Origin of the sequence: Desulfofundulus thermocisternus DSM 10259 (assembly GCF_000686645.1) — a bacterium.
GTDB classification, from domain to species: domain Bacteria; phylum Bacillota; class Desulfotomaculia; order Desulfotomaculales; family Desulfovirgulaceae; genus Desulfofundulus; species Desulfofundulus australicus.
This window is the reverse complement of sequence record NZ_JMLG01000011.1, coordinates 23,809-39,430: the sequence shown is the minus strand read 5'-3', so window position 1 is coordinate 39,430 and position 15,622 is coordinate 23,809. Positions and strand designations below refer to the sequence as shown.

At 59.9% G+C, this 15,622-nt stretch carries 13 protein-coding genes; all 13 read right to left on the bottom strand.

All coding sequences use genetic code 11. The annotated features are described in order from the left end of the window. Positions 1-83 precede the first annotated feature (83 nt). Complete coding sequence (locus BR83_RS0109565) at positions 84-1,031, bottom strand: CdaR family protein (RefSeq protein ID WP_027356898.1); 948 nt, start codon at positions 1,029-1,031, stop codon at positions 84-86. A gap of 21 nt (positions 1,032-1,052) precedes the next feature. Then, the gene (gene cdaA / locus BR83_RS0109560; RefSeq protein ID WP_027356897.1) at positions 1,053-1,874 is read right to left on the bottom strand and encodes a diadenylate cyclase CdaA; all 822 of its coding nucleotides are present in this window, start codon (positions 1,872-1,874) and stop codon (positions 1,053-1,055) included. 109 nt (positions 1,875-1,983) lie between these two features. Next, the gene (cimA, locus tag BR83_RS0109555; protein ID WP_027356896.1) at positions 1,984-3,552 is read right to left on the bottom strand and encodes a citramalate synthase; all 1,569 of its coding nucleotides are present in this window, start codon (positions 3,550-3,552) and stop codon (positions 1,984-1,986) included. Between the two features lie 15 nt (positions 3,553-3,567). After that, positions 3,568-4,653: a 3-isopropylmalate dehydrogenase gene (gene leuB, locus BR83_RS0109550; RefSeq protein ID WP_027356895.1), complete on the bottom strand. Its 1,086-nt coding sequence runs from the start codon at positions 4,651-4,653 to the stop codon at positions 3,568-3,570. Next, complete coding sequence (gene leuD / locus BR83_RS0109545; RefSeq protein WP_027356894.1) at positions 4,650-5,147, bottom strand: 3-isopropylmalate dehydratase small subunit; 498 nt, start codon at positions 5,145-5,147, stop codon at positions 4,650-4,652. Before leuD ends, leuB begins: the two co-directional genes overlap by 4 nt. Then, entirely contained in the window at positions 5,148-6,410 is a 1,263-nt protein-coding gene (gene leuC / locus BR83_RS0109540) for a 3-isopropylmalate dehydratase large subunit (protein WP_027356893.1), read from the bottom strand. 25 nt (positions 6,411-6,435) lie between these two features. Next, a complete protein-coding gene (locus BR83_RS0109535; RefSeq protein WP_027356892.1) occupies positions 6,436-7,962 on the bottom strand; it encodes a 2-isopropylmalate synthase in 1,527 nt (508 codons plus the stop codon). 26 nt (positions 7,963-7,988) lie between these two features. Beyond that, positions 7,989-9,653: a biosynthetic-type acetolactate synthase large subunit gene (gene ilvB / locus BR83_RS0109530; RefSeq protein ID WP_027356891.1), complete on the bottom strand. Its 1,665-nt coding sequence runs from the start codon at positions 9,651-9,653 to the stop codon at positions 7,989-7,991. An 81-nt stretch (positions 9,654-9,734) separates the two neighbouring features. Beyond that, positions 9,735-10,730 (bottom strand): ketol-acid reductoisomerase, encoded by a 996-nt coding sequence (gene ilvC / locus BR83_RS0109525; RefSeq protein ID WP_027356890.1) that lies wholly within the window; start codon positions 10,728-10,730, stop codon positions 9,735-9,737. A 3-nt stretch (positions 10,731-10,733) separates the two neighbouring features. Continuing rightward, positions 10,734-11,252 carry an acetolactate synthase small subunit gene (ilvN, locus tag BR83_RS0109520; RefSeq protein WP_027356889.1) on the bottom strand — a complete coding sequence of 173 codons (519 nt, stop codon included), beginning with the start codon at positions 11,250-11,252 and terminating at the stop codon, positions 10,734-10,736. Positions 11,253-11,269: 17 nt separating this feature from the next. Beyond that, positions 11,270-12,928: a biosynthetic-type acetolactate synthase large subunit gene (gene ilvB / locus BR83_RS0109515; RefSeq protein ID WP_027356888.1), complete on the bottom strand. Its 1,659-nt coding sequence runs from the start codon at positions 12,926-12,928 to the stop codon at positions 11,270-11,272. Positions 12,929-12,943: 15 nt separating this feature from the next. Then, on the bottom strand, positions 12,944-14,602 hold the full coding sequence (ilvD, locus tag BR83_RS0109510; protein ID WP_027356887.1) for a dihydroxy-acid dehydratase: 1,659 nt from the start codon (positions 14,600-14,602) through the stop codon (positions 12,944-12,946). A gap of 52 nt (positions 14,603-14,654) precedes the next feature. After that, entirely contained in the window at positions 14,655-15,563 is a 909-nt protein-coding gene (gene ilvE, locus BR83_RS0109505) for a branched-chain-amino-acid transaminase (RefSeq protein WP_027356886.1), read from the bottom strand. Between the last annotated feature and the right edge of the window lie 59 nt (positions 15,564-15,622).

The window sequence follows — 15,622 nt, the reverse complement described above, 5'->3', positions numbered from 1 at the left end:
GCTCATAAAACATAATATGATCCGGGGCGATTTCCGGCCCGCAACCGGCCCCGGTAAAAAATATCCAGGTTTGCCCGTGCTTTTCAGTCCTGTTTTTGCTCCTCCGGTTCCGTGCTTACCGGCGGGTTTTCCGGGAGGGGGGACAGGCGTACCGTAACCTGGACTTCCCGGGGGCGCAGGATTATACCGCTGCCGGGAGCGACCAGGCTGACCCTGCGCACCACGTCCTGGCTGGCCCCATTGATATCCAGGGGAGCGGTGCTGACCCTCTGCACACCTTCCAGTACCGGAGCCGGCGCCAGAACCTGGACTGAACCGGGCTCCACCAGAACCTCCTCCACCCGGTAGCCCTCCGCCGGGGTTCCCCTTACCCGGGGCTCCACCGGCACTTCTCTGGCCGGCAGGGCCAGGATGGGAACAACCACCTTTACCACGGGAGGAAAGGCGCTGACCTCCCCGGGCAGGCCGGTCAGGGTAACCGACCTTTCCACCGCCCCGCTGGCACCCTGCACATTAACACTTGCTGTCACCCGGCCAATGGTTTTGACCAGCCGCTCCGGCCCCTTCAGGTGCACCAGCGGCGGGTCCACCGTGGCGGCCTGGACGCTGTAACCGGCGGCAGGCTGGCCCTTGAAGGTTACCTCCACCGGGACCTCCTTTTCCACTATCCTGTCCGCGTGCACCCGCACCCGCGGCGGCAGGACCCTGAGCACCCGGATGCCGGGCGGGGCATTCACAGTTACCGCCGGCTCGTTTTCCCCCCGGGCAATTCCGGAAAGATCCACCGCCGCCTGGAAGTCACCCGGCGTCAGGGTAACCAGCTGGCTCCGGCTGCCCTGGACCTGAACGCTCACCGTTGACGGCAGGCCGGTAACCTGGAAGCCCTCGGGTATCCCCCGCCCCTGCAGGGGGACATTAAAGGTCCGTTCTTCGACGGGGTTCTGTTCATTGGTTACGTAAACCCACAGGATCAGGGCCATGAGCAGGGAGAGAATTTGCAGGGAGAAATTGCGCCAGTTCAAGCGGGGCAACAGGGAACACCTCCGGGAATCCTACTGTTTGCGGAACCACAGGAAGGCCAGGGAGCGCTCCTTCTGCGGCTGGAGCGCCCCGGCCAGCCGGTCGGCCAGAGCACGCTCGTCCAGGTTTCTGGCCAGCACACCCTCCACGGCCAGGGAAATAATCCCCGTTTCTTCGGAAACAATTACGGCCAGGGCATCGGAGACTTCCGTTATGCCAATTCCCGCCCGGTGGCGGGTACCCAGCCCGGTAGCCACATCGGGGCTTTCCGTCAGGGGCAGCAGGCAGGCCGCCGAGGCTACCCGGTCGCCCCGGATAATTACCGCCCCGTCGTGCAGGGGTGTATTGGGTTCAAAAATATTGAGCAGCAGCTCCGCCGTTACCAGGCCATCAATTTTAATGCCCGTGTCGATGTATTCTTCCAGGCCGGTGGCCCGCTCCAGAACAATGAGGGCCCCGATGCGCTGGCGGGACAGGAGGCTGGCCGCCCGCACCACCTGGCTGATGGTCCGGGAGCGGTCCGCTTCACCCTGGTAGATGAGGGAACTGGTTAAAAACCGGCCCTCCCCCAGCTTTTCCAGGGCCCGGCGCAGTTCGGGTTGAAAAACTATGGGCAGGGCGACCACCAGGGCCGTCATGGCCTGCTGCAGCAGCCAGTGAATGGTGTATAAATGCAGCCAGCTGCTCAGGGCCGTAGCCACCAGCAGAACGGCCAGGCCTTTGAGCAGCTGTACCGCCCGGGTACCTTTGATCAGCAGTATTAACCGGTACAAAACAAGGGCCACTATGAGAATATCAATGATACTGGTCAGGTTGAACAAATCCAGGTTCAGGGACTTAAGCTGCTCCAGCAATTTCTGCTCCCCCCGCTCTCCCCGTGTATGTAATCAAATCCATGAACAAATTATAACCTTTTTATAACTGTAAATAAAGGAGCGCCCCCGAAGATAGAGAGCGCTCGCGTTACTTTTCATTATTCTTGAGCAACCCGTAGGCAATGCTGTCCGCCAGGGCCTGCCAGCTTGCCTCTATGATGTTGGTAGACACCCCCACGGTGCCCCAGGAACGCTCGCCGTCCCCGGTTTCAATGAGCACCCGCACCACCGCTCCCGTGCCGTCCTTTTCATCCAGCACCCGCACCTTGTAGTCAGTTAGCTGCATGCGCCGGATATCGGGGTAGAAAATTTCCAGCGCTTTACGCAGGGCATTGTCCAGGGCGTTTACCGGGCCGTTACCCTCCGCGGCCGTATGGACCACCTCATCACCCACGGTCATTTTAATGATGGCCTCGGAATATACCGGGCTGTTTTCTTTTAGTTCAATGATAACCCGCAGGCTCTCCAGTTTGAAGGGAGGCCGGTAGTTATGGTACGCCCGGCGGAGGAGCAGCTCGAAGGATCCCTCGGCGCCTTCAAACACGTACCCCTGATTTTCCAGCTCTTTAATTTCCTCCAGGAAGCGGCGGGTATCCTCCTGGCTGGCGTCCAGGTTGAAGTTGAGTTCCTTCAATTTGTATAAAAGGTTGGACAGCCCGCTCAACTCGGAGACCAGCACGCGCCGCCGGTTACCCACCAGCGCCGGATCGATGTGCTCGTAGGTCCGGGGGTCCTTCAGGATGGCGCTGACATGAACCCCGCCCTTATGGGCAAAGGCGCTGGCCCCCACGTAAGGCTGGTGGGTGTTGGGGTGCAGGTTGGCCAGCTCGCTCACATAGCGGGATAATTCGGTGAGCTGGGCCAGGGAAGACCGGGGAATGGTTTCATACCCGTATTTAAAGGTAAGGTTGGGTATGATGGAACAGAGGTTGGCGTTGCCGCAGCGCTCCCCGTAACCGTTGATGGTTCCCTGTACGTGGGTGACACCGGCCTGCACCGCCGCCAGGGAATTGGCCACGGCCAGCTCACAGTCATTGTGGCAGTGGATGCCCAGGGCGGTGGGAAGTTCATCCCGGACCCTTCTTACGATCGCCGCAATTTCCTCTGGAAGGCTTCCCCCATTGGTGTCACACAGGACCACCCGGTCGGCCCCCCCGCGCACGGCCGCTTTCAGGGTGGCCAGGGCATATTCGGCGTTGGCCTTAAAGCCGTCGAAAAAGTGTTCCGCATCGTAGATAACCATCAGCCCGCGGCTCTTCAGGTAACCCACCGTATCTTCAATCATGGCCAGGTTTTCTTCCAGGGTGGTTCCCAGCGCCCTGGTCACATGCAGGTCCCAGCTTTTCCCAAATATTGTGGCCGTGGAAACACCGGCTGCCAGAAGACACCGGATGTTTGCGTCTTCCTGCACCGGAACGCCGGGCTTGCGGGTGGAGCCAAAGGCGGCAATGCGGGCGCAGGACAGACGGTAGTTTTTGATACGCTGGAAAAAAGCCATATCCTTGGGGTTGGAGCCGGGCCAGCCGCCTTCCACAAAGTGAAAGCCCATTTTATCAAGCCTGAGGGCAATCTTAACCTTATCCTCCGCGGAAAAGGAAACGCCTTCCCCCTGGGAGCCGTCCCGCAGGGTGGTATCGTAAATTTCCACTACCGCCATGGTTTTCTCTCCCCCTTAGACAGGCTCGCCCCTTTCCACCATCCCGGCAATCAGCCGGCCCATTTCCACAGTGGTTACCCGGCATTTACCCGGTTCCATGATATCGGCCGTACGGTAACCCTGATCCAGCACCGCGGCCACCGCCCGCTCAATGGCCAGGGCCGCCTCTTCCTGCCCGAAGGAATGGCGCAGCATCAGGGCGCCGGAGAGGATGGCGGCAATGGGATTGGCCAGCTGCTTGCCGGCAATGTCCGGGGCAGAACCGTGTACCGGCTCATACAGGGCCACACCGTCGCCCAGGCTGGCCGAAGGCAGCATACCCAGGGAACCGGTGAGCTGGGCGGCTTCGTCGCTTAAAATGTCGCCAAAGAGGTTTTCTGTAAGCAGCACATCAAACTGCCTGGGGTTCCGCACCAGCTGCATGGCGCAGTTGTCCACCAGCATGTGATTGAGTTCCACGTCGGGGTACTCACGGGCCAACTCGGACACCACTTCCCGCCACAGGCGGGAGCTTTCCAGCACGTTGGCCTTATCCACCGAAGTAAGCTTTTTCCTTCTCCTCCGGGCCAGTTCAAAAGCCCGCCTGGCCACACGCTGGATTTCCCCGGTGGTATAAACCAGGGTTTCCACCACCCGCTGGCCGCCGGGAATTTCTTCACGCCTTTTCTCACCGAAGTACAGGCCCCCGGTAAGCTCCCGCACCACCACGATGTCCAGCCCCGCCACCACTTCCGGCTTCAGTGTGGAAGCATGGGCCAGGGCCGGGAAAACCACGGCCGGCCGCAGGTTGGCGTACACGTTCAGTTCCTTGCGCAGGGGGAGCAGGGCCCCCGCCTCGGGGCGCAGGTGCACCGGCAGGGTGTCCCACCTGGGCCCCCCCACCGCTCCCAGAAGAACCGCATCGCTGGAACGGCACAGGTCCAGGGTGGCCCGGGGCAGGGGGCTGCCCGTGGCGTCATAAGCTATCCCCCCGATCAGGGCCTCCTGAAAGCAAAGTTCAAATCCAAAACGTCTTCCGGCGGCGGCCAGGACCCGGGTAGCCTGCCCCGTCACTTCCGGGCCGATGCCGTCCCCCGGTAAAACTGCAATCCTGTATCTCATCCCTTCAACCTCCGGGCAACGTAGTTGATCAGACCCCCGGCAGCAATAATTTCCTGCATGAACGGTGGTACCGGTGTGGCCCGGTATTGCTCCCGGCGGGTCAGGTTGGTAATGGTTCCCGATTCCACGTCCACCATTACCTCGTCACCCTCCCGGATTTTTGCCGCCGCTTCCGGGGACTCAAAGATGGGCAGGCCGATGTTGAAGGCGTTGCGGTAAAAGATACGGGCAAAGGAAGCGGCGATCACACAGGAAACACCGGCGGCTTTAATGGCAATGGGGGCGTGTTCCCGGGAACTGCCGCAACCAAAGTTTTTCCCGGCCACAATGATGTCCCCCGGCTGCACCTTCCCGGCAAAAGAAGGATCGGCGTCCTCCATGCAGTGAGCCGCCAGTTCCTGCGGGTCGGAGGTGTTCAGGTAGCGGGCCGGGATAATGGCGTCGGTATCGATATCGTCACCAAACTTCCACGCTTTTCCGCGCAACTGGTTCATCTACAGCACCTCCTGGGGAGCGGCTATCCGCCCCAGAATGGCCGAGGCGGCGGCAACCGCGGGATTACAGAGATACACTTCGCTCTCCGGGTGGCCCATCCGGCCGACAAAATTGCGGTTGGTGGTGGCCAGGCAGCGCTCCCCGGCAGCCAGGATACCCATGTGACCGCCCAGGCAGGGGCCGCAGGTGGGAGTGCTCACCGCCGCCCCGGCCTCAATAAATATTTCCATCAGGCCTTCCTTTAAAGCGGTGCGGTAAATTTCCTGGGTCCCCGGTATAATAATCAGCCGCACGTCGGGATGTACCTTCTTGCCCTGCAGCACCCGGGCGGCCAGGCGCAGGTCTTCCAGGCGGCCGTTGGTGCATGAACCGATAACCACCTGCTGGATCTCCACGTGCCCCGCCTCGCTCACCGGCCGGACATTGGAGGGCAGATGGGGGAAGGCTACCTGGGGTTCCAGTTTGCTGACATCAAATTCATAGACCGCGGCGTACCGGGCGTCAGGGTCGCTTTGATAAACCCGGTAGGGCCGTTTGGCCCGCCCCCTGACGTAATTGAGGGTGATTTCATCGGGTGGTACGATGCCGTTTTTGGCCCCGGCCTCCACGGCCATGTTGGCCATGGTCAGCCGCCCATCCATGGATAGGGCCTCGATAGCCGGTCCGGTGAACTCCATGGCCCTGTAGAGGGCACCGTCCACACCGATCTGGCCGATGGTGTAAAGGATTAAATCCTTACCTCCCACCCAGGGCTGGAGTTCACCATAATAAATAAACTTAATTGATTCGGGAACTTTAAGCCACAGCTCGCCCAGGGCCATGGCCGCCGCCAGGTCGGTGCTGCCCACCCCGGTGGCAAAGGCCCCCAGGGCACCGTAGGTACAGGTGTGGGAATCGGCCCCGATCACCACGTCTCCCGGGCCCACCAGCCCTTCTTCCGGCAGAAGGCAGTGCTCGATCCCCATGCGCCCGACCTCATAGTAGTGGGTCAGTTGCTGCTGGCGGGCAAAGTCCCTGAGGATTTTGGCCTGTTCGGCCGATTTAATATCCTTGTTGGGCACGAAGTGGTCGGGTACCAGGACCACCCGCTCCCGGTCAAAAACTTTTTCCACCCCGATGCGCTGGAACTCCCTGATGGCCACCGGAGCGGTTATATCGTTACCCAGGGCCAGGTCCACCCGGACATTGATCAGCTGCCCGGGCTCCACCCGGTCAAGGCCGGCGTGGGCGGCCAGGATTTTTTCCGTGATGGTCATGGGCATATGCCAGGTTCACCTCGTTAAAGTTTTATTCTTTTAACCTCCCCGTCTCCCAGAGAAGCCTGTTGACTGCGTTCACGTAGGCTTTGGCGCTGGCTTCCAGGATGTCCGTGCTGATACCCCGGCCCAGGTAAGTCTTGCCACCGTTTTCGGTTATTTTCAGGGTAACCTCGCCAATGGCATCCTTACCGGAGGTGACGGCATTAATCCCCCAGCTCTTGAGCACGCAGGGTATACCGGTAACCTTGTCGACCGCCCGGCAGATGGCGTCCACAGGCCCGTTACCGCAGGCCGCTTCCTCAAAAAGCTCGTCGCCCTTTTTCAACCCGACGGTGGCCGTGGGTACTACGGTCGTACCCGTGGAAATATGCAGGTATTCCAGGGTGTAGGTAACCGGTACCGGACGCAGTTCCTCCTCCACAATGGCCTCCAGGTCCGCATCGGTAATTTCCTTCTTTTTATCGGCCAGGATCTTAAACTGCTGGAAGGCCTTGTTGAGCTCTTCCTCTCCCAGCTCGTAGCCCAGCTCCTGGAGCCTCTGGCGGAAGGCATGCCGCCCCGAGTGCTTGCCCAGAACCAGGTTGCTCTGGCTGATGCCCACCATCTGCGGGTTCATAATCTCGTAAGTGGTACGCTCTTTCAGCACCCCGTCCTGGTGAATGCCCGATTCGTGGGCAAAGGCGTTCTTCCCCACCACCGCCTTGTTGGGCTGCACGGGCATGCCGGTGAGGCTGGAGACCAGGCGGCTGGTGCGGTAAATTTCTTCCGTACGGATGCCGGTCTCGCAGCCGAACTGATCCCGCCGGGTGTAAAGGGCCATCACCACCTCTTCCAGGGCGGCGTTTCCCGCCCGCTCGCCAATGCCGTTGATGGCTCCTTCCACCTGGCTGGCCCCCGCCATCACCGCCGCCAGGGAATTGGCCACCGCCAGCCCCAGGTCGTCATGGCAGTGCACGCTCAGCACCACTTTTTCTATGCCCCGCACCCGCTGGCGGATTTCGCTTATGAAACGGGCGAATTCTTCGGGTGTGGCATAACCCACCGTATCCGGAATATTCACCACCGTAGCCCCGGCGGCAATGGCTGCCTCCAGCACCCGGCACAGGAAATCCAAATCAGAACGGGAGGCATCCTCGGCAGAAAACTCCACGTCGGAAACATAACTCCTGGCCCGCTTCACCGCTGCCACGGCGGCTTCGAGCACCTGCTCCTCCGTCATGCGCAGCTTGTGGCGCATGTGAATGGGCGAGGTGGCAATAAAGGTGTGGATCCGGGGCTGCTCCGCCTCCCTAACGGCCTCCCAGGCCTGGTCGATATCCTGGAAACTGGCCCGGGCCAGGGCCGCCACGGTCACGCCCCGTACTTCCCGGGCTATGGTTTTCACCGCCTCGTAATCCCCGGGGGAAGTGATGGGAAAGCCGGCTTCAATCACATCCACGCCCAGCCGGGCCAGCTGCCTGGCGATCTGCAGTTTCTCCATCACGTTGAGGCTAACCCCGGGAGATTGCTCTCCATCCCTTAAAGTTGTATCGAAAATATACACTCGCCGGGCCATAAAAGACCTCCTTAAACAAAGTGGAATCAACTTTCAAAGGTTTCGTCAATTCCACACCCGCTGGGAACCATGGGTAGAACTTTTTCCTGTGGACTCACCAGACAGTTGACCAGCACCGGGCCGGGCTCCGCCAGAACCTCGGGGATGACCTGCCGCGCTTCTTCTTCCGTCTGTATGGTGTAGCCTTTAATATCATAAGCCCCGGCCAGGGTGATGAAATCGGGGTGGAATTTGAAATCCACGGCCATGTAACGCCCTTCACAGTAATATTCCTGCAACTGGCGCACCATGCCCAGAGACTGGTTGTTGAGCATAAATATTTTTATGGGCAGGTCCTGTTCCCTTACCGTAGCCAGCTCCTGCATGGTCATCTGGAAACTGCCGTCGCCGGTAACCAGAATGACCTGCTGGCCGGGAAGCCCCAGCTGGGCGCCAACTGCCGCGGGCAGGCCGAAGCCCATGGTACCCAGCCCCCCCGATGATATCAGACCGCGCGGCCGTTTAAAGCGGTAATACTGGGCCACCCACATCTGGTGCTGGCCCACATCGGTGGCAATGGTAGCCAGGCCCCCGGTATGGCGGTACAGTTCTTCAATGATGTACTGGGGCTTCAAGCCATCCTCACGGCTGTAGCGCAAGGGGAAAAGTTCCCGCAGTTCCCGGATGCGATCCAGCCAGGGAGAACGGTCGGTTTTCTTGAGCAGGGGCAGAAGGGCGCGCAGCACCAGCTTCACGTCCCCCACAATGGGTACATGCACCGGAACGTTCTTCCCGATTTCGGCCGGGTCGATGTCCACATGGATTACCGCCGCATGGGGGGCGAACTTGGCCAGCTTGCCCGTCACCCGGTCGTCAAACCTGGCTCCCAGGGCAATGAGCAAATCGCACTCCGTCACGGCCAGGTTGGCATAGCGGGTCCCGTGGAGGCCGAGCATACCCAAAAACAGGGGATGATCTCCGGGGAAGCTGGACAGCCCCATAAAGGTGTTGGTAACCGGGGCAGAAATTAATTCCGCCAGCTCCAGAAGCTCCTCGCTGGCCCCCGAATTAATAATACCGCCACCGGCATATATCACCGGGCGCTGCGACCTGTTGATTAATTCCGCCGCTTCGATAATCTTGTTGTGATGCCCCCGGTAGGTGGGTTTATACCCCCGGAGCCTCACCGTTTCAGGATAATAAAAATCGATCATTTCCCCGGCCACGTCTTTGGGGAGGTCAATGAGTACCGGCCCCGGCCGGCCGGTGGAAGCAATGTGAAAGGCGTTCTTGATGATCTGGGGCAGGGCGGCCGGATCTTTAACCAGATAATTATGCTTGGTTATGGGAATGGTGATACCTGTTATATCCACTTCCTGAAAGGCATCGGTGCCCACCTGGCTGGTGGGTACCTGGCCGGTAAAAACCACCAGGGGAACCGAATCCATATAAGCATTGGCTATCCCGGTCACCAGGTTGGTGGCTCCCGGCCCGGAGGTGGCCATGCACACCCCTACCTTCCCCGTAGCCCGCGCATAACCGTCTGCAGCATGCACGGCGCCCTGCTCGTGGCGAACCAGCACGTGCTTGATGGAGGAATGATAGAGGGCGTCATACACGGGAAGCATGGCCCCTCCGGGGTAGCCGAACACTATATCCACCTTTTCCAGCTCCAGGCAGCGGACGAGGGCCTGGGCAGCGGTAATCTTCAAGGCAACTCCCCCCTTTTTCAGCCGTTGTCCGGGAGTTACCGGGTGAGGCCCACCGGCGGGCCCCACCCCTCTACCCGGCTATCAGCGTTTCTGCAGCCACGGTATCATCTTGCGCAGCTCAGCTCCCACCTTTTCAATGGGGTGCTCGGCTTCCCGGCGGCGCATGGCGCTGAACATGGGCCGGTTGGCCTGGTTTTCCAGAATCCACTGCTTGGCAAACTGGCCGCTCTGGATTTCCTGCAGCACCCGTTTCATTTCCCGGCGGGTTTCTTCATTAATTATGCGCTTGCCCACCATATAATCACCGTACTCGGCGGTATTGCTGACGGAATAGCGCATCCAGCTCAGGCCGCCCTCGTAAATCAGGTCCACAATCAGCTTCAGCTCGTGCAGGCATTCAAAATAGGCCATTTCCGGAGCGTACCCGGCCTCCACCAGGGTATCGAAGCCGGCCTTGATCAGCTCGCTGACTCCACCGCACAGCACCGCCTGCTCCCCGAAGAGGTCAGTTTCCGTCTCTTCCCGGAACGTGGTCTCAAAAACGCCGGCCCTGGTCCCGCCGATCCCCTTGGCATAGGCCAGAGCCATTTCCCGGGCGCGGCCGCTGGCGTTCTGGTGTACCGCCACCAGGCAGGGTACACCCTTGCCTTCCGTATACATGCGGCGTACGATGTGTCCCGGCCCCTTGGGAGCCACCATAATGACGTCTACTTCCTCCGGTGGCACAATCTGCCCGTAGTGAATGTTAAAGCCATGGGAGAACATGAGGGTTTTGCCCGCGGTCATGTGGGGGGCGATGTCTTCCCGGTACAGGCGGGGCTGCACCTCATCGGGTACCAGCACCTGGATAATATCCGCCCGGGCAGCTGCTTCACCGGGGGTATAAACCTCAAAACCATCGGCCCTGGCCTTCTCCCGGCTCCGGCTGGTTTCGGGCAGGCCGATAATCACGTTCAAACCGCTGTCCCGCAGGTTCTGTGCCTGGGCGTGCCCCTGGCTCCCGTAACCGAGAACGGCAATGGTTTTCCCCTGCAGCACGCTGAGATCGGCATCGTTATCGTAATAAACCTTGACCATCGTTCAGTCATCCTCCTTTGAACCGTTGGAATTGATATTGGTATAGCGGGAACCCCGCAGCATGGCAATTTTGCCGGTACGCACCAGTTCTTTAATCCCGTAGGGCTTGAGGGATTCTTCAAAGGCCTTGATCTTGCCCTCATTGCCGGTGCACTCCAGGATCATGGTGCGCCGCCCCAGATCCACAATCCGGGCCCGGAAAATATCAGCAATTTGCATTATTTCTCCTCTCTTTTCCGGCTCGGCATTTACCTTGATGAGCACCAGTTCCCGGTCCACGTATTCGTCGGCGGTTATGTCGCTGATCTTGATAACATCGATTAGCTTGTGCAGTTGCTTGGTTACCTGCTCCAGCACCCGGTCGTCCCCCTCCACCACTATGGTCATGCGGGAGATGGCCGGGTTATCGGTACGGCCCACCGCCAGGCTGTCGATATTGTATCCCCGCCGGCTGAACAGGCCGGCCACCCGGGCCAGGACCCCGGGATTATTTTCTACCAGCACCGCCAGGGTGTGTCGCATCATACCACCTCCCCGGTCTAACCTAACATGCGGTCCAGGGATTCACCCGGAGGAACGAAGGGCAGGACATTTTCTTCCCTCTCGATGATGAAATCGATGAGCACGGGCTTGGATGTGGCCAGGGCCTGCTCCAGGGCCGGCCTTACGTCGGCGGGTTTCTCCACCCGGATACCCTCCGCGCCGTAGGCCTCGGCCAGCTTGACGAAATCCGGGTTGACCAGCTCGCTGTAGGAATAACGCCGGTTGTAAAAGAGCTCCTGCCACTGGCGGACCATACCCAGGTAACCGTTGTCCAGGATGGCCACTTTTACCGGCAGGTCGTAGTTCACCGCCGTGGCCAGCTCCTGAATGTTCATCTGGATGCTGCCGTCGCCGGCAATATCAAAAACGGTCTCGCCGGGGCAGGCCACCTGCACGCCGATGGCCGCAGGCAACCCGAAGCCCATGGTACCCAGCCCGCCGGAAGAAATAAAGGTCCGGGGACGGGTATAAGTGTAATAATGGGCCGCCCACATCTGGTGCTGGCCCACCTCGGTAGTAATTCTGGCCTGGCCTTTGGTCACCCGGTAAATCTCCCGGATAACCTGCTGGGGTTTGAGGCGGCCGTTTTCCTCATAGGTAATGGGGTATTCCTTTTTCCAGGTCTGGATCTTTTCCTGCCACGCCCCCGGCAGCTTGGCTTTTAGGCGCTCGATAAGGGCGGAAAGGACCCGCTTGACATCACCCACCAGGGGAATGTCTACCCTTACATTCTTCCCTATTTCCGCCGGATCAATGTCAATATGCATGATCCTGGCCTGGGAAGCAAAACTCTCCAGCTTGCCGGTAACCCGGTCGTCAAAGCGCACGCCTACAGCAATCAGAAGGTCGCATTCACAGACGGCATAGTTGGCGTACTTGCTGCCGTGCATACCCAGCATCCCCAGGGCCAGGGGATGATCCCCGGGGAAACCGCCCAGCCCCATCAGGGTGGTGGCCACCGGGGCCAGGATCAGCTCGGCAAAACGGCGTAATTCCCGGTGGGCACCGGAGTAAACCACACCGCCCCCGGCGTAAATAACCGGCCGCTCGGCCCGGGCTATGGCCTCGGCTGCCCGGTTGAGCTGCTCCGCGGATGGTTCCAGTACGGGACGGTAGCCGGGCAGGTTTACCGGGCCGGGATCCTCGTACTCAATTACAGCACTGGAGACATCTTTAGGTATATCAACCAGTACCGGTCCGGGCCGGCCGGTGGTGGCAATATGAAAGGCTTCCCGGATAACCCGGGCCAGGTCACGCACATCTTTCACCAGGTAATTGTGCTTGGTAATGGGCAGGGTGATGCCCGTTATATCTGCTTCCTGGAAGGAATCCTTACCCAGCTGGGAGGTAACCACCTGCCCGGTAAAGGCTACCAGGGGCACGGAATCCATGTAGGCATTGGCAATGCCTGTAACCAGGTTGGTGGCCCCGGGGCCGGAGGTGGCCAGGCACACCCCCGGCCGGCCCGAAGCCCGGGCATAGCCGTCCGCAGCATGGGCGGCACCCTGCTCGTGCCTGGTCAAAATATGCCGTATATCCGCATCGTAAAGGGCGTCGTAAATGGGCAGCACCGCACCCCCGGGATAACCGAAGATGGTATCAACGCCCTGTTCCCGCAAACAGTCCACCAGAATTTGTGCCCCGGATTTTTTCATGCCCCTCACCTCCACCTATTCAAAAACTGCTCCCCTGCTGGCCGAACTCACCTGCCGGGCATAGCGGGCCAGGTAACCCCTGGTCGCCCGGGGGGCAGGGGGAGTCCACCGGGCCAGCCGGTCTTTTATTTCTTCAGGGCTCAGATCCACGTCCAGGCGATAATTGGGTATATCAATCCGGATCATATCTCCATCCCTGACCACGGCCAGGGGGCCGCCTTCCGCCGCTTCAGGCGAAATATGGCCAATGGAAGCACCCCTGGTGGCACCGGAAAAACGTCCATCGGTCAACAGGGCCACATCCTTATCCAGCCCCATCCCGGCCACCGCCGCCGTGGGGGTGAGCATTTCCCGCATACCCGGGCCTCCCCGGGGACCTTCATAACGGATGACAATGACATCTCCTTTGTTGATTCTGCCGCCCAGGATGGCCTCCACGGCTTCCTCCTCGGAATCAAATACCCGGGCCGGCCCGCGGTGGACCATCATTTCCGGGGCCACCCCGGCCTTCTTGACCACCGCCCCGCCGGGAGCCAGGTTACCCCGCAGGATGGCTATCCCACCGGTGGGGCTATAAGGATCTTCCACATCCCGGATTACCTCCGCCCTGGTCACCCGGCGGTCCCGGATCAGCTCGCCCACGGTCTGCCCGGAAACCGTCGGCAGATCCAGGTGGAGCAGGTCCTTTCTGGCCAGCTGGGCCATTACCGCCGGGATACCACCGGCCTCATGGAGATCCTGGATGAAATATGGTCCCATGGGGCTGAGTTTACATAAATTGGGTGTGCGGGCACTGATCTCATTAATTTTCTCCAGGTCTATTTCCACCCCGGCTTCCCGGGCAATGGCCGGCAGGTGCAGCACCGTGTTGGTGGAGCAGCCCAGGGCCATATCCACCGCCAGGGCGTTTTCAAAGGCCTTTGGTGTGAGAATGGCCGAGGGGCGTATATCTTCCTTCACCATTTCCACAATGCGCATACCCGTCAGCTTGGCCAGCCTCCGGCGGGCTGCCGAAACGGCGGGAATGGTGCCGTTGCCGGGCAGGGCCATACCGATGGCCTCGGTAAGGCAATTCATGGAGTTGGCGGTGAACATACCGGCACAGGAACCGCAACCCGGGCAGGCAGCTTCTTCCAGTGCGGCCAGTTCCTCTTCCGTAATCCGTCCCGCCCGCACGGCCCCCACGGCCTCGAACATGTTGCTCAGGGATAAATCCCGCCCCTGGTAGCGGCCGGCCAGCATGGGTCCCCCGCTGATCACAATGGCCGGAATGTCCAGGCGGGCAGCAGCCATGAGCATACCCGGCACAACTTTATCGCAGGCCGTGACCAGCACCAGGCCGTCAAACTGGTGGGCCTGAACCATGACCTCTATGGAATCGGCTATTAATTCGCGGCTGGCCAGGGAATACTTCATGCCGCTGTGGTTCATGGCAATACCGTCACAGACCGCAATACAGGGAAATTCCACCGGCGTACCTCCGGCCATGCGCACACCGGCCTTGACCGCGGCGGTGATCTCATTGAGATGAATGTGCCCCGGCACAATCTCATTAAAGGAATTCACCACCCCGATCATCGGCCGTTCCAGTTCCTGGTCCACCAGGCCCAGGGCCTTTAAAAGGGAACGGTGCGGGGCCTTTTCCAGACCTTTCTTTATAGCATCACTGCGCACGGTCAGGTCCTCCTTGCTCAAGTTTAGAAGAAGTTCATTCCTCTGCCGGAAATCAGCAGGCGCAGCTCATGCCGCTCCCGTCTTCCCGGAAAATCACCGGCCCGTCAACTTTGGTCAGCTCCCGGTAAGCGCGGATCAGCTCCCGGGTTATTTTCCCGGGGCGGCCATCGCCAATTATCCGCCCGTCCAGCTTAACCGCCGGGATGACCTCCGCCGCCGTGCCGGTGAGGAAACACTCGTCGGCGGTATATATATCATGCCTGGTAAACAGCTTTTCCTCCACCTGAATACCCTTCTGCCGGGCAATTTCCATCACCGTGTTGCGGGTAATTCCCTCCAGAATACCCACATGGGGTGGCGGGGTAATGAGCATGCCGTTTTTAACGATGAATATGTTATCCCCGGTGGCTTCGGCCACATAACCCTCCTGGTTGAGCATAACGGCTTCGGGCGCGCCCACCAGGTTGGCTTCCATCTTGGCATAAATGTTGTTCAGGTAGTTTAAAGATTTGACCCGCGGATTGCAGGCCTCGGGCAGGTTCCGGCGCGTGGCCACGGTAACCAGCTCCAGCCCCTTTTCATAAAGCTCGTCCGGATAAAGCTGGATGGACGCGGCAATACAGAAAATGGTCGGCCGGGAACACTTGCGGGGATCCAGCCCCAGGTCTCCCGGACCCCGGGTAACCACCAGGCGAATGTAGGCATCCCGCAACCCGTTGCGGCGGCAGGTTTCCAGCACCACTTCTTCCATTTCCGCCATGGTCATGGGAATCTCGAGGCCTATGCTACGGGCCGATTCGTAAAGGCGCACTATATGCTCCTTCAGCTTGAAAACCCGGTTGTGATAGGCCCGGATACCTTCAAAAACGCCGTCTCCATACAGGAGACCGTGGTCAAAAACAGAAACCACCGCCTGCTCCTCCGGCACAAACTCGCCGTTAAGATAAATAATCAGCCCCATTTAAGCAACACCCCTTTTATTCTGGTAATTTCATTTTTTCGTCCATTTTTAACAGCCAT

Bases quoted from the DNA above. Each gene is read 5' to 3' on its own strand.
- leuB (WP_027356895.1), bottom strand. From the start codon at position 4,653: ATGAGATACAGGATTGCAGTTTTACCGGGGGACGGCATCGGCCCGGAA.
- ilvN (WP_027356889.1), bottom strand. From the start codon at position 11,252: ATGCGACACACCCTGGCGGTGCTGGTAGAAAATAATCCCGGGGTCCTG.
- ilvB (WP_027356888.1), bottom strand. From the start codon at position 12,928: ATGAAAAAATCCGGGGCACAAATTCTGGTGGACTGTTTGCGGGAACAG.
- ilvE (WP_027356886.1), bottom strand. From the start codon at position 15,563: ATGGGGCTGATTATTTATCTTAACGGCGAGTTTGTGCCGGAGGAGCAG.
- BR83_RS0109535 (WP_027356892.1), bottom strand. From the start codon at position 7,962: ATGGCCCGGCGAGTGTATATTTTCGATACAACTTTAAGGGATGGAGAG.
- ilvC (WP_027356890.1), bottom strand. From the start codon at position 10,730: ATGGTCAAGGTTTATTACGATAACGATGCCGATCTCAGCGTGCTGCAG.
- cimA (WP_027356896.1), bottom strand. From the start codon at position 3,552: ATGGCGGTAGTGGAAATTTACGATACCACCCTGCGGGACGGCTCCCAG.
- leuC (WP_027356893.1), bottom strand. From the start codon at position 6,410: ATGCCCATGACCATCACGGAAAAAATCCTGGCCGCCCACGCCGGCCTT.
- leuD (WP_027356894.1), bottom strand. From the start codon at position 5,147: ATGAACCAGTTGCGCGGAAAAGCGTGGAAGTTTGGTGACGATATCGAT.